This is a genomic window from Mesorhizobium sp. M0244 (assembly GCF_040321795.1).
In the GTDB taxonomy this organism is placed as follows: Bacteria; Pseudomonadota; Alphaproteobacteria; order Rhizobiales; family Rhizobiaceae; genus Mesorhizobium.
Genome location: NZ_JAMYSE010000023.1, coordinates 38,521 through 54,094 on the forward strand (window position 1 = coordinate 38,521; position 15,574 = coordinate 54,094).

Annotated in this window: 18 protein-coding genes; 7 read left to right on the plus strand and 11 right to left on the minus strand. The window is 62.2% G+C overall.

Annotation, left to right across the window (positions count from 1 at the left end; genetic code table 11):
• Positions 1 to 9: 9 nt before the first annotated feature.
• Both NKJ08_RS16400 and NKJ08_RS16405 read left to right on the plus strand, forming a co-directional pair.
• Complete coding sequence (locus tag NKJ08_RS16400; RefSeq protein ID WP_352523927.1) at positions 10 to 720, plus strand: hypothetical protein; 711 nt, start codon at positions 10 to 12, stop codon at positions 718 to 720.
• A 108-nt stretch (positions 721 to 828) separates the two neighbouring features.
• Complete coding sequence (locus NKJ08_RS16405) at positions 829 to 1,467, plus strand: hypothetical protein (protein WP_352523926.1); 639 nt, start codon at positions 829 to 831, stop codon at positions 1,465 to 1,467.
• On the opposite strand, the gene NKJ08_RS16410 is transcribed toward NKJ08_RS16405, so the two are convergent.
• Entirely contained in the window at positions 1,451 to 1,666 is a 216-nt protein-coding gene (locus NKJ08_RS16410) for a hypothetical protein (RefSeq protein WP_352523924.1), read from the minus strand. The two genes, NKJ08_RS16405 and NKJ08_RS16410, sit on opposite strands and share 17 nt — an antisense overlap.
• Before the next feature lie 135 nt (positions 1,667 to 1,801).
• Here NKJ08_RS16410 and NKJ08_RS16415 point away from each other — a divergent pair, with 135 nt between their 5' ends.
• The gene (locus NKJ08_RS16415; RefSeq protein ID WP_352523922.1) at positions 1,802 to 2,062 is read left to right on the plus strand and encodes a hypothetical protein; all 261 of its coding nucleotides are present in this window, start codon (positions 1,802 to 1,804) and stop codon (positions 2,060 to 2,062) included.
• Positions 2,063 to 2,065: 3 nt separating this feature from the next.
• Positions 2,066 to 2,326 carry a hypothetical protein gene (locus NKJ08_RS16420; RefSeq protein ID WP_352523921.1) on the plus strand — a complete coding sequence of 87 codons (261 nt, stop codon included), beginning with the start codon at positions 2,066 to 2,068 and terminating at the stop codon, positions 2,324 to 2,326.
• Here NKJ08_RS16420 and NKJ08_RS16425 read toward each other — a convergent pair.
• The 7 genes from NKJ08_RS16425 to NKJ08_RS16455 all read right to left on the minus strand — a co-directional run bounded on the left by NKJ08_RS16425 (position 2,323) and on the right by NKJ08_RS16455 (position 10,521).
• The gene (locus NKJ08_RS16425) at positions 2,323 to 3,027 is read right to left on the minus strand and encodes an SOS response-associated peptidase (RefSeq protein WP_352523920.1); all 705 of its coding nucleotides are present in this window, start codon (positions 3,025 to 3,027) and stop codon (positions 2,323 to 2,325) included. The two genes, NKJ08_RS16420 and NKJ08_RS16425, sit on opposite strands and share 4 nt — an antisense overlap.
• Before the next feature lie 115 nt (positions 3,028 to 3,142).
• Entirely contained in the window at positions 3,143 to 3,361 is a 219-nt protein-coding gene (locus NKJ08_RS16430) for a hypothetical protein (protein ID WP_352523919.1), read from the minus strand.
• Positions 3,362 to 3,495: 134 nt separating this feature from the next.
• Positions 3,496 to 5,283, minus strand: coding sequence for an ABC transporter ATP-binding protein (locus NKJ08_RS16435; protein ID WP_352523917.1), 1,788 nt, complete (start codon positions 5,281 to 5,283; stop codon positions 3,496 to 3,498).
• 9 nt (positions 5,284 to 5,292) lie between these two features.
• Positions 5,293 to 6,321: a glycosyltransferase family 2 protein gene (locus NKJ08_RS16440; protein ID WP_502896172.1), complete on the minus strand. Its 1,029-nt coding sequence runs from the start codon at positions 6,319 to 6,321 to the stop codon at positions 5,293 to 5,295.
• Positions 6,322 to 6,327: 6 nt separating this feature from the next.
• A complete protein-coding gene (locus NKJ08_RS16445; protein WP_352523915.1) occupies positions 6,328 to 7,431 on the minus strand; it encodes a glycosyltransferase family 2 protein in 1,104 nt (367 codons plus the stop codon).
• 2 nt (positions 7,432 to 7,433) lie between these two features.
• A complete protein-coding gene (locus NKJ08_RS16450; RefSeq protein WP_352523913.1) occupies positions 7,434 to 8,627 on the minus strand; it encodes an acyltransferase family protein in 1,194 nt (397 codons plus the stop codon).
• Between the two features lie 220 nt (positions 8,628 to 8,847).
• The gene (locus NKJ08_RS16455; RefSeq protein WP_352782334.1) at positions 8,848 to 10,521 is read right to left on the minus strand and encodes an MFS transporter; all 1,674 of its coding nucleotides are present in this window, start codon (positions 10,519 to 10,521) and stop codon (positions 8,848 to 8,850) included.
• A 204-nt stretch (positions 10,522 to 10,725) separates the two neighbouring features.
• On the opposite strand from NKJ08_RS16455, the gene NKJ08_RS16460 reads away from it, so the two are divergent.
• Positions 10,726 to 11,628, plus strand: coding sequence for a sigma-70 family RNA polymerase sigma factor (locus NKJ08_RS16460; RefSeq protein ID WP_352782343.1), 903 nt, complete (start codon positions 10,726 to 10,728; stop codon positions 11,626 to 11,628).
• A 120-nt stretch (positions 11,629 to 11,748) separates the two neighbouring features.
• On the opposite strand, the gene NKJ08_RS16465 is transcribed toward NKJ08_RS16460, so the two are convergent.
• Together NKJ08_RS16465 and NKJ08_RS16470 are read right to left on the minus strand one after the other, a co-directional pair.
• On the minus strand, positions 11,749 to 12,951 hold the full coding sequence (locus NKJ08_RS16465; protein WP_352523910.1) for an MFS transporter: 1,203 nt from the start codon (positions 12,949 to 12,951) through the stop codon (positions 11,749 to 11,751).
• On the minus strand, positions 12,948 to 13,115 hold the full coding sequence (locus tag NKJ08_RS16470; protein ID WP_352523908.1) for a hypothetical protein: 168 nt from the start codon (positions 13,113 to 13,115) through the stop codon (positions 12,948 to 12,950). The genes NKJ08_RS16465 and NKJ08_RS16470 overlap by 4 nt, the downstream gene beginning before the upstream one ends.
• A gap of 73 nt (positions 13,116 to 13,188) precedes the next feature.
• Between NKJ08_RS16470 and NKJ08_RS16475 the strand changes: the two genes are divergently transcribed.
• Positions 13,189 to 13,617, plus strand: a complete 429-nt coding sequence (locus NKJ08_RS16475; RefSeq protein WP_352523907.1) for a VOC family protein — start codon at positions 13,189 to 13,191, stop codon at positions 13,615 to 13,617.
• A gap of 89 nt (positions 13,618 to 13,706) precedes the next feature.
• On the opposite strand, the gene NKJ08_RS16480 is transcribed toward NKJ08_RS16475, so the two are convergent.
• The gene (locus NKJ08_RS16480; RefSeq protein ID WP_352523905.1) at positions 13,707 to 14,600 is read right to left on the minus strand and encodes a LysR family transcriptional regulator; all 894 of its coding nucleotides are present in this window, start codon (positions 14,598 to 14,600) and stop codon (positions 13,707 to 13,709) included.
• A 104-nt stretch (positions 14,601 to 14,704) separates the two neighbouring features.
• Here NKJ08_RS16480 and NKJ08_RS16485 point away from each other — a divergent pair, with 104 nt between their 5' ends.
• A complete protein-coding gene (locus NKJ08_RS16485) occupies positions 14,705 to 15,454 on the plus strand; it encodes a glucose 1-dehydrogenase (protein ID WP_352523904.1) in 750 nt (249 codons plus the stop codon).
• Positions 15,455 to 15,574 lie beyond the last annotated feature (120 nt).

The window sequence follows — 15,574 nt, forward strand, 5'->3', positions numbered from 1 at the left end:
TACGCATCCATGGCTCTCAAGGATTTGGTTGCGGATCGTGGCAAGATCACGGAGGAGATGATCGAGAAGATCATAGCCGATTATATCCGGTATGATCCAGGAACCTACGAAATCGTATTTACCCGGGCCGGCATGGCATTGGGGAACGACGCCAAAGTTCTAGTAATGCTTGTTGCGATTGTGGGCTGGAAGTACGTGACCGACGAAACTCGCTCGGCCGACACGCGACCTGCTGCTTTGGAAGCGCTTACTGGCATCCATGGCGGCTCTTTGCGCCCCACGCTCAAGAAATTGAAAGATTCCCGCCTTCTTGCAGTTGTTGATGGCCATTATTCGGTCAAGGTAGCCAACCTCGAGGCAATTGCGAGCACGGTTGCGGGGGAGAAGGCGTTGGCTCCCGCCAAGCGCACTGCCGGTAAAGCTGACAAGATAGCGAAAACGCTTTCGCCAGATGAACAGGCGACCATCCAGACTGGTCAAACAAGCAGGCGGAAATCGGTTGTGCCGATCCGGGCATCGCTAGACCGGTTAGTAAAAGATGACTTCTTCTCAGAGGTGCGGACTTTGCCACAAGTCTTGGCTGAGCTACATGAGCGCGCAATTATAGCCAAGACAACATCCCTATCTGGACCCATCGCCGATCTGGTTCGAAACGGCAAGTTGAAGCGCAAAAAGGTCATCAACGGAAACAAGGAAATATGGGGCTATAGGGCGGCTTAACATGCGCGACACCATCATCGCGAACCTGTCCGCACATATCCAACCCTGCTGGTAACTGAACTGGTCGACGCTTACGAGCAATTATTAGCAAAACATCGCGCTGGAGACTTGGAGGGCGCGCTGGTGAAAGGCGGCCGGCTCGTCGAGCAGGTGTTTCGGACGATCGAACATCTCCGTACGGGCACCACGCCCGTCGAGATAAAACAGGTCGCCCAAACTATGAAGCAGATAGAAAACGACACGTCACTTTCGGATTCGCTGCGATTCCTCATACCTCGTGCCGCTTATGGCATGATCTACGACCTCCGCAGCAAGCGAAACGCCGTGCACGTGAAGGAAATTGATCCAACTTCCATTGACGTATCCCTAGCGGTGGCAGGGGCGAGTTGGATCATCGCAGAGTTCCTACGGCTCTATCATGTCAGTGATGACAAAGCTGTAGCCCAGGCGATGCTTGCGCTGACGCGAACTTCGATCCCATTGATCGAGGCCATCGATGGAGAAGTGTTTGTGGGTAAACCCGTCGCGGCAAAGTATGAGCTGCTGTTACTACTGGCCCATGCAAGGCCGGCAGGATTGACGCGCACCGAATTAGGTACCGCTGTCAAGTGCAGTCAGCCCTCGGTCAGCAACGGACTTAAAGACCTAGTCAAGAAACGCTATGTTCATTTGTCTTCAACAGGCCAGTATTTCGTAACCAGTGCCGGCGAACAAATGTTAGCGGAGTGGCTCATTTCTGTTCAGTGAAGGTTGAGCGGCACCCTTCTAGCCTCTCACCCGGCGCGCTCCCTCCACCCGCGTCAAGCCGCTCCTGCAGATGCCCATTGAGCACAATCATCTCCTTCAGCGCCTTAACCGCATCTCCCTTATGCAATGCAATGAACTTGTCAGCGATGGCCTGCAGCGCTACCTCCTGGCGGCTGTCCAGTGTCACAATGTGGTCCATGGCGGCGCCTCCGATCGTGCCTGTTGAATTGAACAAAACGGGAACAAAAATGTCAAGAGCGAGTTGACTCAGCGAGGAATGCCTTCCTATTTGTCAGCAGGCGGGGCGGTTGCTCACAAATCGAGGAGAGCCGCGATGGGCAGACGAAAAAGCCGGTTTGACAGGCTGTCGGCAAGGGATGCGGAGGCGCTCATCAGGGACGCTTTGAGCCTGCGCAGGACTGTGCAGTCGTCGCAGTTGCATCTCAAGGCGCATGGCGAGCTGTTCTGGCAGCTTTGCGGGCTTGTCGAGAAATTGCACGAGGTGCTGGCCAGCGTCGCGGAGAAGCAGCCCGATTATCGGATGGCGCACCTTGGCCTGCTTCCCCTCCCCGAGGATTACTCGACCCGGAAGTGACCCATGGCCGGGCCGATGGACAGCGTTGGGCGTGCCGCCAAGGCCAACATGCTGCTCATCGTGGAGTGCGGCCATTGCTACCATGTCGGACGCTTCAAGGCCAATGATGTCGCCCAGGTGGTGGGCTGGAACAAGCCGCTGGAAGCGATCAGGTTCAGGTGCAAGCGATGCAGCCGGAAGGACACGACGGTGAAGACGCAGTTCATCGACCAGGATCATCCGCCCAAGGGCTACATCTGGGTGCTGCAGAAGGTCAAGCGCTAGAACAATGAGCCTTGCGCCGGCGCCTGCTGCGGAAACTTGATCTGCGTCGCCGGTTTTTCGACGATCACCAGCGCATCACCGGGCGCCGGGCGCTGCAGGTGCCTTGCCTCCGACCACGGCGCGGTGAGCCATGTCTCGGTTTCTTCCGGCGTGGTCAGGATCACCGGCATTGCCTTTTCGTGGATCGGCGCGATCAGCGCGTTGGGCCTGGTCGTCATGAAGCCATAGACCTGGTGATCGGCGGGGCCGTCCTTGACCTTGCGAATGCCCTGCCAGCGCGTCCACAGGCCGGCGAAGAAGAACAGTGGGCGGTGCTCGCCGAGTGCAAACCAGTAGTTGCGCTGAATGCCGGTCTCGGGGTCCTTGTCGCCGGGCGTCGGGCTCGGCTCGGCGAAACTGGTGACGGGCACCACGCAGCGGTTCTCGATACCGAGATATTGCTGCCAATGGCCGTATTGCGGGTTGCGGATATTGGTGGTGCCGTAGTCGGCCTTGCCCTTGACCCGCTCCAGCGGCGTCGGCATGCCCCACAGCAGATTGGCCAATTCGCGTTCCCCGTCCGGCGCGTTCCGCACCACCGGGCCTGGCTGGTTGGGATAGATGTCGATGGAGGGTTCGAGATTGCCGAGGATGTCGCGCAAGGCGCGGGTCCACTGGCGGATGGCCTCCTGGCTGGTCGTGATGTTGTAGAGATTGCACATTCCGAGCCGTTCCCAAATGCTCAGGCATCTTGTTGGAAACGGCCCGGAATTTCCAGCGCTGTCCGCCCGGTTGCTGACACGGCCGGCCGTGTCAGCAATGGCTTTTCAATGAGACCTACCGCGCCGATTGTCTCATAGCTTGTGCGGCGACTGCCGCGAGGAAGGCTCTCGCCGCGGCATCGCACGCCGCTCGGGATGGGCCTTTGGCAAAGAGAAGAAGCTCGGCGGCTCGAATGTTGAGGCCGTGCTTGTTCGCGAATGTGGCTAGATCGTAGGGCTTGCTGTCGTACGGCTCGTTGTCGTAGTCGATCGTCAGATCGTAGTTTTCTCTCATTTTTCTTCCTCCCGTTAGCGATCTTCCCCCTCCTGTCGCTAACGCAAAGTTAACGTCGAGGGCGGCGAGCGAGTCCACCAATCAGGGATTGTATAAAACCGGTACCGTGCGAGGTTTTCTCGGAACCGAGGCCCTCAGCCGTCCAGCGCCTCGTGCTGGTAGAGCTCGTCCATGCTGAGCGTCGCCAGCGCCGCGAAGGGCGCCTGCTTTTGCACACGGCCGTGGCTCAGGATCACAACGTCGTCGCAGAACGAGATGGTGCTGCGGTGATGGCTGATAACGATGGTGGTACGGCGGCCGGCCCGCGACTTGAGCGTCTCGACGATCGCCGCTTCCGACAGGCCGTCGACTGCATTGGTGGCTTCGTCCAGGATGAGGATATCGGGATCGCGCACCAGGGCTCTGGCCAGTGCGATCCGCTGCCGCTGTCCCGCCGAGAGATTGACACCGCGGTAGCCGACGACCGTCCTGTAGCCCTGCGGCAGTTGCTCGATAAACCCATGCGCTTCGGCCAGTCTTGCGGCGCGCTCGGCGTCGGCGGTGGAGGCCGCGTCCTGCCCGTAGATTATGTTTTCAAAAATCGTGCCGTCGACCAGTTCCAGCTCCTGGCTGGCGAGCGCGATATGCTTTCGCCATTGGCTGGGGTCGATCCGGTCGAGAGGCGATCCATCGACGAGAATCCTGCCGCTATCCGGTTCGACGAAGCGGCACAGGAGATTGACGATCGTTGTCTTGCCCGCGCCCGACCGGCCAATCAGCGCGGTCGAGCGGCCGCTGCGGAGGTCGAAACTCGCCGCATGCAGCACCACCGCGCGCTGCTCCGAGCCGGAATAGGTAAAGGTAACGTCTTCGAACTTGATGCCTTGGCTGAGCCCGGGGAATGGCCTGTTGCCTTGCGGCGGCTGGGGCTTGTCGGACGGGTCCAGCATCCACGTCACCTCTTCCAGCGATCCGCTCAGGCCTTGCAGCTGGCTCCAGGCCATTTGCAAAGACCGCATATAGGGCTGCAGCCTATACAGCAGGATGACGAAGGCGACGATCAGCGGGAAGCTGACATTGGCGAACCAGGCGCCGATCACCACCGCCAGGAACAGCATGGCGTGCAGGACCTCGGTCAGCGGCGGCAACGCTCCCTGGCGCGTCAGCAGGACGAAGGCAGCCCGGCGCACCGCATCCGACGCCTGGTCGAATGCCGCCTTCTCGCGTTGCTCCTGGCCGAAAATGCGGATCAGCCGTCCGGCATGCACCAGATGCAGCATCTGCGATGCGAGCTGGCTGTTGCGGGAGGCGACGCTGCGGCTCGGCGCCTTCAGATTGGCCGACAGCATGGCGTGCGCGACCTGGACGAGGGCCAGCCCCAGCGTGACCAGCAGCGTCATCTGCCACGATAAAAGCAGCAGGAAAGCCAGAAGGATGATCGCGGCCGATGCATTGACGATTGCCCCCAACGTGATCTGGATGGCATCCGAGGCCCGCCAGGATTCGTTGGAGATGATGTTGAGCAGCCGTCCGGGGCTTTGCTGCAGGAAGAACGGGTAGCCCACCCGCAGCAGCTGCTCCGACAGCGCGCTGCGGATCGAATGGCTTGCCTTGCCGTAGATGAAGGTGGTCAGCAGCGTGTTGGCGAAGGCGAAAAGGTTCTTCAGGAGGATGGAGCCGAGGATGGCGACCGAAATGACGATCAGCCGGTCGCGCTCGCTCAAGCTCGACCCGACATGCTGGAAGACGGCGGAAAAGCCGGCCATGCCGGTCTGCCCCTGCTGGCCCATGATTATGTTCAGCAACGGGATGATCAGGCCGATGCCGAAGCCTTCAAGCGCCGCGCTGAGCAGCCCGAGCACCACCACGGCAGGAAGCAGGCGCAACTGCTTTCTTCCAAGCGCGCGGCGCAGCATCGGCAGGCTAGGCGGCATTATTCGCATAGTGGCGGATCACCTCGCCTCGGCATTTGCCTGTTGCTCCTGTCGCATCTGCGCCGGCTGCGGCGATTTCGCCAGCAAAAGCACCGCGAATTTGGCTGCGCCGAGCAGATTCATGCCGACGATCGGCCAGTGCGACAGCTTGAGTTCATGGTCGAACGGGGGACCATTCACCAGTTCGCGGAAGGCCGCCCTCGTCGACCAGTAGAAATGCCGAAGCAGCCACGGTGCATGGCGAATATGCTTCAGGCAAAGCCCGCCATTGCCCATACTGTAGTCGCGGTGCAGCTTTTCGATGGCCTTGCGGTCGCGCCGGCCGTGATGGTGGTAAATCGTCATGTCCGGCACATACTCGACCGGGATGCCGAGCAGCACCGCCCGCACCAGATAATCCGTATCCTCCGCCGAGCGCAGCGGACCGCCGGCACCGAACCGTTCGTCGAAACGCCCGATGCGGGCGGCAACATCGCGGTGCATCGTCATGTTGCAGCCGAGCACGAAGCCGCCGGGATGGACATCGGGGGTAAGCCGCTCGCGCACCGGCGACCGTTTGATCGTGAACGGCAGGTCCCGGGGATCGCCGATCTCGACGCGCCCGCCCCTGATGACCCGTTCGCCGGCCGCATAGTGCCGCTGCAGATCGCGCAAATAATCCTTGTGGACTGCGCAATCATCGTCGACGAAGACCAGCACGCGGCCCCGCGCGCGCTCCAAGCCGGCATTGCGCGCAGCCGCCAGTCCGGGTCGTGGCTCACAAATAGCGGTGAGCGGGATGTCCGACAGTTCGGCGATGCTGGCCAGCCGTTCTGCCGTGCTGTCGGTCGAGCCGTTGTCGACAACCACCAGTTCGGCGGCAAAAGCGGTATGGGCGCGACAGGCGGCCTGAATCGACCTGATGCAGGGCTCGAGCACGGCGACGCGGTCGCGCGTGCAGACAATGAAGCTGACCGCCGGCGCCGGCCCGTGCTGCGGCCGGGGCGACATGGCCGCCGGCACCGTCGAGCGGCCGCGTTGCTGGAGCTGGTGCGATTTGACGAACATGCGCTGCTAGCTCAACTGGTTCGAAGGCAAAACCGCCGCGGCCGGCACGGATTGCAGATACCGTGACAAGGCATCGACCTGCCTGGTGATCGACATCGAGACGAGACTGAAACGCGGCGCGAAGGCACCGGTCCGAAACACGTACTGCTCGCGGCGCCGGATGAGTTTCCATTTCGCCGTCCGCGTCAGGAATTCGTGCATCAGCAACGGCTGCCTTTCCCCCGCTATGAGCTGGTAGAGGAAATAGAACAGGTTCAGCGTGCCGGCCTGATAGCTCGGCCTCGTCTCGGCCGGCAGCCCGGCTATCCTTTCTTCCAGCGCGAGGATCCATTCGGCGACACGGCGAACCGTGTCCATCGACAGGACCTCACCGATGGCGCGGAGGTCTTGCGTTTCTTCCGCGAGCCCTTCGCGCTCGAGGTTCTCGGCCACGATCTTCAAATGCGTCCTGCGCATTTCCCGCTTGTGCCTGTTGGTCACGCTGTCGTCATGGATACGATAGGCGATCAGGCTTTCGGGGATCATGGCTGCCGGATAACGATCGGTCAGCCGTCTGAACAGATCGAAATCCTCGGCGTGCTTGTAGCTTTCGTCATAGTATAGAACGCGGTCTTCGATGATCCTCCTGTTATATACCACCGTCGAATGCATGAAGATCGTGAAGAACATCGACAATACTCGCAGGATATTGTCCTGGAATACCGGGTCGGGCATACCCCTGACGATGCGGTTGCCAAGCAAGGTATCGAAGCTTGCGCCGCATAGAGCGAGGTCAGGCTGCTGGTTGAACAGCGCGACCTGACGCGACAGGCGCGAGGGATAGGCAATGTCGTCGGCGTCCATCCGGGCGACCAGATCGCCGCGGGCCACGGCCAAGCCTTCGTTCAGCGTTGCGATCAGGCCGCGGTTTTCGCGTGAGATGATCGAGATGCGGTTGTCGGCCTGGCGGTATTTCTGCAGGACCTGCAGCGAGTTGTCGGTCGAGCCGTCATCGATGGCGATGACCTCCAGGCGATCGTAATCCTGGCGCAGGATGCTGCCCAGCGCAGCGGCCAGATAAGGTCCCGCATTGTAGATCGGCAGCAGAACGGACACCAACGGCGCAGCCATGATCAGCCCCGATCGGTTCGTTGCAGATTGCGTGGCAAGCGTGATGTGCCATCAACCGGCGTACCCAGATACGCTCCTGCCGCGAGCCATCCGGCATTGGTCGTGTTGACGCCTGTCGGGAAGCCGGCGCGGCCGCTTCGAGCAACATAGGGGAAGTGGCGCTTCAGGCTGTTGAGCGGCTTTTCGAAAAGCAGCCACGAGACTGAAGCCAGCATGAGGGTCGCCGTTCCCGCCACCAGGAACCGCCCCGGCCCTTGCTCCGAGACGTTGAGCGGCACCCAAGGCTGCGACTTGACGACCAGCGCCAGCACTATGGGATGGTAGAGATAGACGCCGTAGCTGATGCGGCCAAAACCGAGTAGCGGCGGCAGTTCGAGAAGTTTTCCGGCGCGACCGCCAATGCCCGTCGAACAGCTTGCGACGATGACCACCAGCGGCGCGACAGGCAGGATCTGCAACAGCAGCCAGAGGCCCCATTCCTGCACGGGATTTGCCGGCGTCGGCGCAAACCACTGCAGAACGAAAAACGCCGCCGCGAGCCCCGGCCAGCCAACTCGAAGCCATTGCGGCAAGCCAGAAGCTCTTGACCGGTAGGCAGCAAGCAGCGCGCCTGACGCCAGTGCATCCATCGACGCCGGCGGCAGCAGGTCGCGCGCTAGGCTGGGCGTTCCAGCGATCGGCCAGTAAAAGCGATAGGCCAGCGACAACAGGATAACGCCGACGCAGATCGCCTCGAGGCGCCGGCGCGGCGCCAGCAAAACGATCAGCGGCCAGGCAATATAGAACTGCTCCTCGATGCTCAGGCTCCAGAAATGGCAGAGCAGCCAGGGCGTCCATTCATTCTGCGATGCGTACCAGAAATTCGACAGATAGAGCGCATGCCAGATCAGCGATCCCCTGGACTGCTCCAGGTCCACCAGCCAGACGAAACCCAACACGGCGAAATAGGGCGGGAATATCCGCAGCGCCCGCCTGATATAGAAGGATTTCAGCGCCGGCGCGGCTTCGAATTCGGCGGCCGAGCGGGCTTCCAGCAGCAGGCGGGTGATCAGAAAGCCGCTCAGCACGAAGAACAGGCGCACGCCGATATGGCCCCAGAACGAGGACCCTCCGGCCGCGAAGAAATGAGAGTACAGCACCATCGTCACGGCGATGGCCCTCAGCGCGTCCAATTGCGTGTCGCGCGCGTTTCCCATCAGCGGCGTGCGCCGGCGGGACGGCGAAACTGCCAATTGGTCAACATGGCGGCGTCGTTCACGGCGCATTCCAATCGGAAGCGCCCCCCTCAGGCAGAATAGGGCGAACATTGTGCAACGCAACACAAAAAGTTGACACATTTGAAACAGGCACGTGAGGCGTGGCTAATAAAGGCTCAAAAAACAGCAGGAAACAGCCTGAATTGTCCACTTTTGACGATTATCGCGCGCTGCCTGGCGCGCCGATATCGGCGGCAGATGTGCTGCGATGCAGCATACTCGCCGCCTTCACGGGCGCAAAATTCGTCTGGGGATAGGTTGGCCCAGCGGGCCCGCTGTTGCTGTGCCGGCTGCAACTCCGTTCGCGGCAGCGGTGGGTATGCGGTCGCGACCGACAGAGCCGGCGACAGAAAAGCCCCCGGAAGCGGCGTGTTGAAGCGGGACCCGCTTCGCGGCACCCACGCGAGCTTTCCGCCTCCGAGCGACATTCCGCCTCCTTGCTCGCATTCGCGAGCACCACTGTGCGACGCTCCGGGAGCCCCATTCCAACGAGCGCGCCGGCGAGCGAGAGCAGAGCGGAGACGCCGATTGCTGACGCGAAGCCGTCGCTGAAGGCAGTTGTGGACTCGAAGCTTCCCGTCCCGGCGAACACCGCACCGGCGATGGCGATCCCTGACACGCCGCCGAGGAAGCGGAACGTGTTGAACGTGCCGGCAGCCTTGCCGACCTCCGGCCGCGCGACCGCATTGAGGACCGCGTTCTGCGCGGCAGGCATGGCCATCGATACGCCGGCGCCCGTAATGATCAGTGGGGCGACTAGCTGGATGTAGGGCAGATCAGGTGCTGCGATCTGCGCCAGCCAAGCCATTCCAGCCGCTTGCAGGATCAATCCGGCCACGACAAGCCAGCGCTCGCCGACGCGGTTGATCAGGCTGCCGGAGATCGGTGCGACCACGAAAAGCGTGGCAGTCCAGGGCAGCAATCCCATACCGGCGCCGAGCGGCCCACGGCTCTGGGCAAACTGCAGAAACTGCGGCAACAGGAACACGAGCCCGTACATGGCGGCGCAAAGCAGGAAGTTCGCGCCGACGCCCGAGGAGAATGCGCGTGCCCGAAAGAACCGCAAAGGCAGCATAGGCTCACGGGTACGCAACTGCCAAAGGACGAATGCGATGGCGAGAAGCAGCCCGGCAGTCAGCGCCGTCAGCACTTCAGAGCTGCTCCAGCCCACGATGTTGCCGCGCATCAGACCCCAGACCACTCCAAATGACGCCGCAGTTACCAGCACGACGCCGAGGACATCGATTGCCGTGCCCGGCCCGTAACTCTCCGGAATCCGACGCAGCACCAGCGGGATGAGAACGATGCCGACCGGGACATTAAGCCAGAAGATCCAGTGCCAGGAGAGGCCTTCGGAGATCGCACCGCCCGCCATCGGACCGATGATCAGGGCCAGGCCGGTGATGCTGCTGAAGATCCCCAGCGCCTTGCCTCGTTCCTCCGGGGGGAAAGCGACGCTCAGCAACGCCATGGCCAGCGGCATGACCATTGCGGCACCTGCGCCCTGAACCGCACGGGCCGCAATCAGCAATCCGGCACTACCAGCGAGCGCGCAGGCAACCGACGCTGCGACGAACAGCGCCAACCCGGCGACGAGCGTACGGCGGCGGCCGAACCTGTCACCGAGCGCTGCCCCGGTCATGAGCAAAACGGCAAAACTCAAATTGTAGGCGTTCATCGTCCATTGCAGCGTCTCCAGCGAGGCATCGAGCTCGATCCGCATCGTACTCAATGCGGTCGCGACGACCATCGCATCGAGAACGACCATCAAAGAGCCTATCGACGTGAGGGCGAGAACCCAGACCTTCGTTGATCCCGCACTTTGCTTGCTCATGATTGTAGCGCCTCCGGATTGGACAGAGGGCCCGGTAGTTCACGAGCCCACGTTCCAGAGACGCGTAGGGACCATCAAAGGATTCCAGCTAAAGAAAGTTTTTTCGACCGAATCCTTTTGCCATCGTCGAGCGTCTACAAGACGCTTCGCCCGATGACGGGCGCGTCTGCCCTGGGAGATACGCTTGAAATCGATCCTTGTGCGATGACCGGATCCGCAACCGGCACGCCGGAAGGACGGGAGCCATTTGACCGGCTGCTCGGCGAATTGCGGCCGAAACTGCACCGCTATTGTGCCCGCATGACCGGTTCGGTGATCGATGCCGAGGATGTCGTCCAAGAAGCTACGGTCAAGGCCCTCGAGGCGTTCCCCGGGACCGGGCCGATAGCCAATGTCGAGGGCTGGCTGTTCCGCATCGCGCACAATGCCGCGCTCGACCATCTACGCCGTCGTGCCAGGTTGGATGCCGCGCATGTCGTTGAGGATATCGATATGATACCTGACCCCGGTATGTCGGCCGAGAGTCGTCACACTGCAGCCGCAAGCCTGCAAACCTTTATGCGCCTGCCCGCCGCGCAGCGTAGCAGCGTCATCCTTATGGATGTGCTCGGCTATACGATCGAAGAAATCGGCAACATTATCGACAGCAGCGTTCCGGCGGTGAAAGCCGCACTCCATCGCGGCCGTCTGCGCCTGCGCGAGATCGCCGGCGAGCCTGACGACCGGCCTGTGCCGGTGTTGGCCGAGCCCGAGCGGGCGCGTCTGGCAGAATACGTGGAGCGGTTCAACGCCCGCGACTTCGATACCATCCGCGACATGCTGGCCGACGACGTGCGGCTTGACCTCGTCAACCGGCTCCGGGCGAGTGGCCGCACAAATGTGGGCCGGTACTTCCACAATTACGCGGGTATCCACGATTGGCGGCTGCTTCCAGGCCTGGTCGATCGGCACCCAGCCATTCTTGTGATCGATCCGGATGACTCGGCCGGAGGGCCAAAATACTTTATCCTGCTGGAATGGGCGGACGACAGATTGGTGAGAATTCGCGATTTCCGCTATGCGCGCTACACGCTTGATGGCGCCGAGGTGGTGCCTCTGCGAGCGTAGCAATTCTCTTTTCAGAATATCGAACCGAGCACTGGCCAGACCGCTTCCCGGGACCGCACCAGCTATTTTGGATCGCGACCGCTTGCCTCCAAGCGGCCGCCCTTTTTCGCCGATCCTGCTTTAAGCCGGTTGCAACTCCCTGCGCGGCAGCGGCGGGAAGGCGATCGCAATCGCCATCGCGCCAAGCCCGACAAGGGCCGAGCCGATGAACAGCCAGGAATAGCTGGCATAGGCATCGAACACCATGCCGCCGGCGAGCGGGCCGAAAGCCATGCCGAGGCTGGACAGCATGGTTACGGCACCGAACACCGTGCCGAGGATGCGCTGGCCGAAATATTCGCGCGCCAGCACCGCATAGAGCGGCATGACGCCGCCATAGGTGGCGCCGAAGATGACGGCGAGCGTGTAGAATTGACCAAGCTCACTGACCGCAAGATAGGCTGCGATGACCACGGCCTGTATGGCCAGCCCGGTGATCAGCACCGGCTTGACGCCCAGCCGATCGGCGAGCACGCCGTAAAGGAGCCGGCCACCCAGCCCTGCCAAGCCCTCGATGCTGTAGATGCTGACCGCCGCCATCGGGGCTATGCCGCACAGCATCGCATAGCTCACCATATGGAAGATTGGCCCCGAATGCGCGGCGCAGCAGGCAAAGAAGGTCAGTCCCAACACGATGAATTGCGGCGAGCGCAGCGCCTGCGGGACCGTCATGCCGGCACCCTCCGCTGCAACGCTTGGGGTGGCGCCGTCAGCAGCGGGCTTGGGCGGCTGGCGCACCAGCAAGGCGGCTGGTAGAAGCAGCACCCACGCCGTGATGCCGATGTCGAACATCGCGGTGCGCCAGTCATAGGCCGAAATCAGCCAGCGCGCGAAGGGCGAAATGGTCATTGGCGCCACGCCCATGCCGGCCGAGACCAGTGAGACGGCAAGGCTGCGGTTCTTGTCGAACCAGGCGGAGGTCAGCGCGATCATCGGCGCGAAGAAGGCGCTTGCCGCGAGGCCGACGAGCACGCCATAGGTCAATTGGAAAACGAGCAGCGAGCCGGTGCGGCTGGCCAGGACCAGCGCCAGGCCGAGCAGCACGGCGCCAACCATGACGACGATGCGGGCGCCGAAGCGATCGTAAATGGCGCCCCAGGCGAAGCCGCCGAGGCCCATCACCAGGAAGTTCAGCGTCATCGCACTCGATATGCCGGCGCGCGACCATTGTGTGTCGAGCGCCATCGGTTCGAGGAAGATCGCCAGCGAGAACATCGCCCCGAGGGCGACACAGGTCATCAGCGCGCCAGCCGCGACGATAACCCAACGATAGGGAAGGCTCATTTCACTTTTCTCCCGTGCCGGAAGCGTTGATACGGCACGACCTTTTCGAGCTTCGCCGAGCCGCTTGCGTCCGAAGGACGTTGGAGATGTTTTGAATCCGACAATCCGGTTGCATTTTTTATCCAGTCGGCGCGACGGCGCGGGTCCACGGCTTTGCTGCCCATTCCACGGCTTTGCTGGATTGACCGCGCACCATTCGAAGCGAGATTTCCAACCGGCGATCAGGAGCTGTCAAGCATGGCAAATCAGGAACTTCATCGCGGCCGTCTCATCGACCACCTCCAACTGGTGGTCAGGGATCTTGCGGCCAGCCGCCGTTTCTATGAGGCGGTTCTCAACGTGCTCGGCATACCGATTGGTGGCGCCGGCGATGATTATTTCTGGGCCGACGAGCTGTTCGTCTCCAGCCCCGACAGCCGGGCGGCCAGGGGACAGCTGACCGGCCGCCATCACCTGGCCTTCCAGGCAAAGGACCGCGCCATGGTCGACGCATTCTACAGGGCCGGCCTTGGTGCCGGCGGCACCGACAATGGCGCGCCGGGCGAACGATCCTACCATCCCGGCTATTACGCCGCCTTCCTGCTCGACCCCGACGGCAATAACATCGAGGCCGTCCATCACGGCCCGGCCAACCGCAGCGCCGATTCAGTGAAGATCACCTTCTAGCTTTGGGTAAGGGTGGTTCGCTGCGCAGAAGCCGGCACGGTTGGTCTCTGCCAGAAGCTGGGTGTTGCGTCATAGACCATGCGTCTGCGCTATCGCATCAGCATCGCCATTTGGCCCGCAAGGAAGTCGACGAACAGCCGCGCGCGGACCGGCAATTGCCTGCCGAACGCATGGACGATGTGAACCGGCATGGTCGGCATCGCCACCTCGGGCAGAATGCGGACCAGCCGGCCGGCGTCGAGATCGTCCTGCACGGCAAACCGCATCAGATGCGCGATGCCGGCGCCGGCAAGTGCTGCATTGCGGATGGCGCCGCCATCATCGGTGTCGAGCCGCCCATCCGGCACAATCATGGTGCCGTCGGCAAAGGTGACGGGATAGGGCCGGCCGGCCATCTGGTAGCGGATGAAGTCATGGTTTGCCAGATCCTCGATCGAAGCCGGACGGCCGCGCCGTTCGACATAGGCGGGCGAGGCCACCAGCACGATCGGCAGATTGGCGATCTTGCGCGCGACGAGCCCAGTGTCTGAGAGCGGTCCCATGCGCACGGCAACGTCATAGCCTTCGCGGATCAGATCGGCGTGGCGGTCGGTGACGCTGAGCTCAAGTTTCACTTCGCCATGTTGCGAAAGGAACGCTTGCGCCCATGCGGCGATCAGGCCGCGACCGAGTTCGACCGGCGCTGTAACGCGCAGCAGGCCGCGCGCCGTATCGGCCATCTGGACGATGTCTTCGGCATCGTCCAGCGCCCTGAGCAGCGGCGCCACCCGCTCGTAATAGGCGATGCCTTCGCTGGTCAGCCCGAGCCGGCGCGTCGAGCGCTGGATCAGCCTGACGCCGAGCCGGCGCTCGAGCCGCGCCACACTTTTCGATACCGCCGACGGGCTGGAGCCGACCAGCCGGCTGGCGGCGTGAAACGAGCCGGCGTCGACCGTGCGCACGAAGGCGACGAGGCCGGCGGTCTTTTCGAGGATCGTGGTCATTACGGAATTCCAGGCACGAAAGAATGGATCAGGCCGATCCTAATACGCTTTTTGATCGTCATTAAATACCGCTCATCATCGATAATCGATAGAGGAGAGATTTGATGAGCAAGCTGAACGGCAAGGTCGCCATCGTCACTGGCGCCTCCAAGGGCATCGGCGCCGCCATCGCCAAAGGTTTTGCAGCGGCTGGTGCCGCCGTGGTGGTCAATTATGCCTCTTCGCGAGAAGGCGCCGAGCGGATCGTCGCCGAGATCGAGGACCGTGGCGGCCGCGCCGTCGCCGTCCAGGGCGACGTATCGCAAGCGGCCGACGTGCGTCGTCTTTTCGAAGCGGCAAAATCGGAGTTTGGCGGGCTCGACATACTGGTCAACAATGCCGGCGTCTTCGCATTCGAGCCGCTGGAAGCGGTGACCGAGGCCGAGTTCCACCGCGAGTTCGACATCAATGTGCTGGGTATCATCCTGACCATCCGGGAAGCGGTGAAGCATTTCGGCCCGGGCGGCGGCAGCATCATCAACATCAGCTCGATCGCCAGCCGCAATCCGCAGCCGAACTCGCTCGTCTACGCCGCCACCAAGGGCGCGGTGGACACGATCACGCTGTCGATGTCGAGAGAACTCGGCGCCCGCAATATCCGCGTCAACGCCATCGCGCCCGGTGGCGTCGACACCGAAGGCCTCGAGCGCATCGGCATCGTCGGCAGCGACTTCGAAAAGCAGATCATCGCCATGACCCCGCTCGGCCGCTTCGGCCAGCCCGACGACGTCGCCGGCGTCGCGGTGTTCCTCGCCTCCGACGACGCGTCATGGCTGACCGGCGAGCGCATCACCGCCTCGGGCGGCTGGCGATAAGCGTAGAGGGCGCGGACCTGCCGTTTCACGCACCATGCCACACGCAGCGCGACGTCGATGAAACACTGCAATCGATGACGAGAGCGATCTAAGCCCTATGTTGCTGCGAGGGAGGAGCGC

Coding starts and splice junctions, on each gene's coding strand:
- NKJ08_RS16400 (WP_352523927.1), top strand. CDS start 10: ATGGCTCTCAAGGATTTGGTTGCGGATCGTGGCAAGATCACGGAGGAG.
- NKJ08_RS16410 (WP_352523924.1), bottom strand. CDS start 1,666: ATGGACCACATTGTGACACTGGACAGCCGCCAGGAGGTAGCGCTGCAG.
- NKJ08_RS16415 (WP_352523922.1), top strand. CDS start 1,802: ATGGGCAGACGAAAAAGCCGGTTTGACAGGCTGTCGGCAAGGGATGCG.
- NKJ08_RS16420 (WP_352523921.1), top strand. CDS start 2,066: ATGGCCGGGCCGATGGACAGCGTTGGGCGTGCCGCCAAGGCCAACATG.
- NKJ08_RS16425 (WP_352523920.1), bottom strand. CDS start 3,027: ATGTGCAATCTCTACAACATCACGACCAGCCAGGAGGCCATCCGCCAG.
- NKJ08_RS16430 (WP_352523919.1), bottom strand. CDS start 3,361: ATGAGAGAAAACTACGATCTGACGATCGACTACGACAACGAGCCGTAC.
- NKJ08_RS16435 (WP_352523917.1), bottom strand. CDS start 5,283: ATGCGAATAATGCCGCCTAGCCTGCCGATGCTGCGCCGCGCGCTTGGA.
- NKJ08_RS16440 (WP_502896172.1), bottom strand. CDS start 6,321: ATGTTCGTCAAATCGCACCAGCTCCAGCAACGCGGCCGCTCGACGGTG.
- NKJ08_RS16445 (WP_352523915.1), bottom strand. CDS start 7,431: ATGGCTGCGCCGTTGGTGTCCGTTCTGCTGCCGATCTACAATGCGGGA.
- NKJ08_RS16450 (WP_352523913.1), bottom strand. CDS start 8,627: ATGGGAAACGCGCGCGACACGCAATTGGACGCGCTGAGGGCCATCGCC.
- NKJ08_RS16455 (WP_352782334.1), bottom strand. CDS start 10,521: ATGAGCAAGCAAAGTGCGGGATCAACGAAGGTCTGGGTTCTCGCCCTC.
- NKJ08_RS16460 (WP_352782343.1), top strand. CDS start 10,726: ATGACCGGATCCGCAACCGGCACGCCGGAAGGACGGGAGCCATTTGAC.
- NKJ08_RS16465 (WP_352523910.1), bottom strand. CDS start 12,951: ATGAGCCTTCCCTATCGTTGGGTTATCGTCGCGGCTGGCGCGCTGATG.
- NKJ08_RS16470 (WP_352523908.1), bottom strand. CDS start 13,115: ATGGGCAGCAAAGCCGTGGACCCGCGCCGTCGCGCCGACTGGATAAAA.
- NKJ08_RS16475 (WP_352523907.1), top strand. CDS start 13,189: ATGGCAAATCAGGAACTTCATCGCGGCCGTCTCATCGACCACCTCCAA.
- NKJ08_RS16480 (WP_352523905.1), bottom strand. CDS start 14,600: ATGACCACGATCCTCGAAAAGACCGCCGGCCTCGTCGCCTTCGTGCGC.
- NKJ08_RS16485 (WP_352523904.1), top strand. CDS start 14,705: ATGAGCAAGCTGAACGGCAAGGTCGCCATCGTCACTGGCGCCTCCAAG.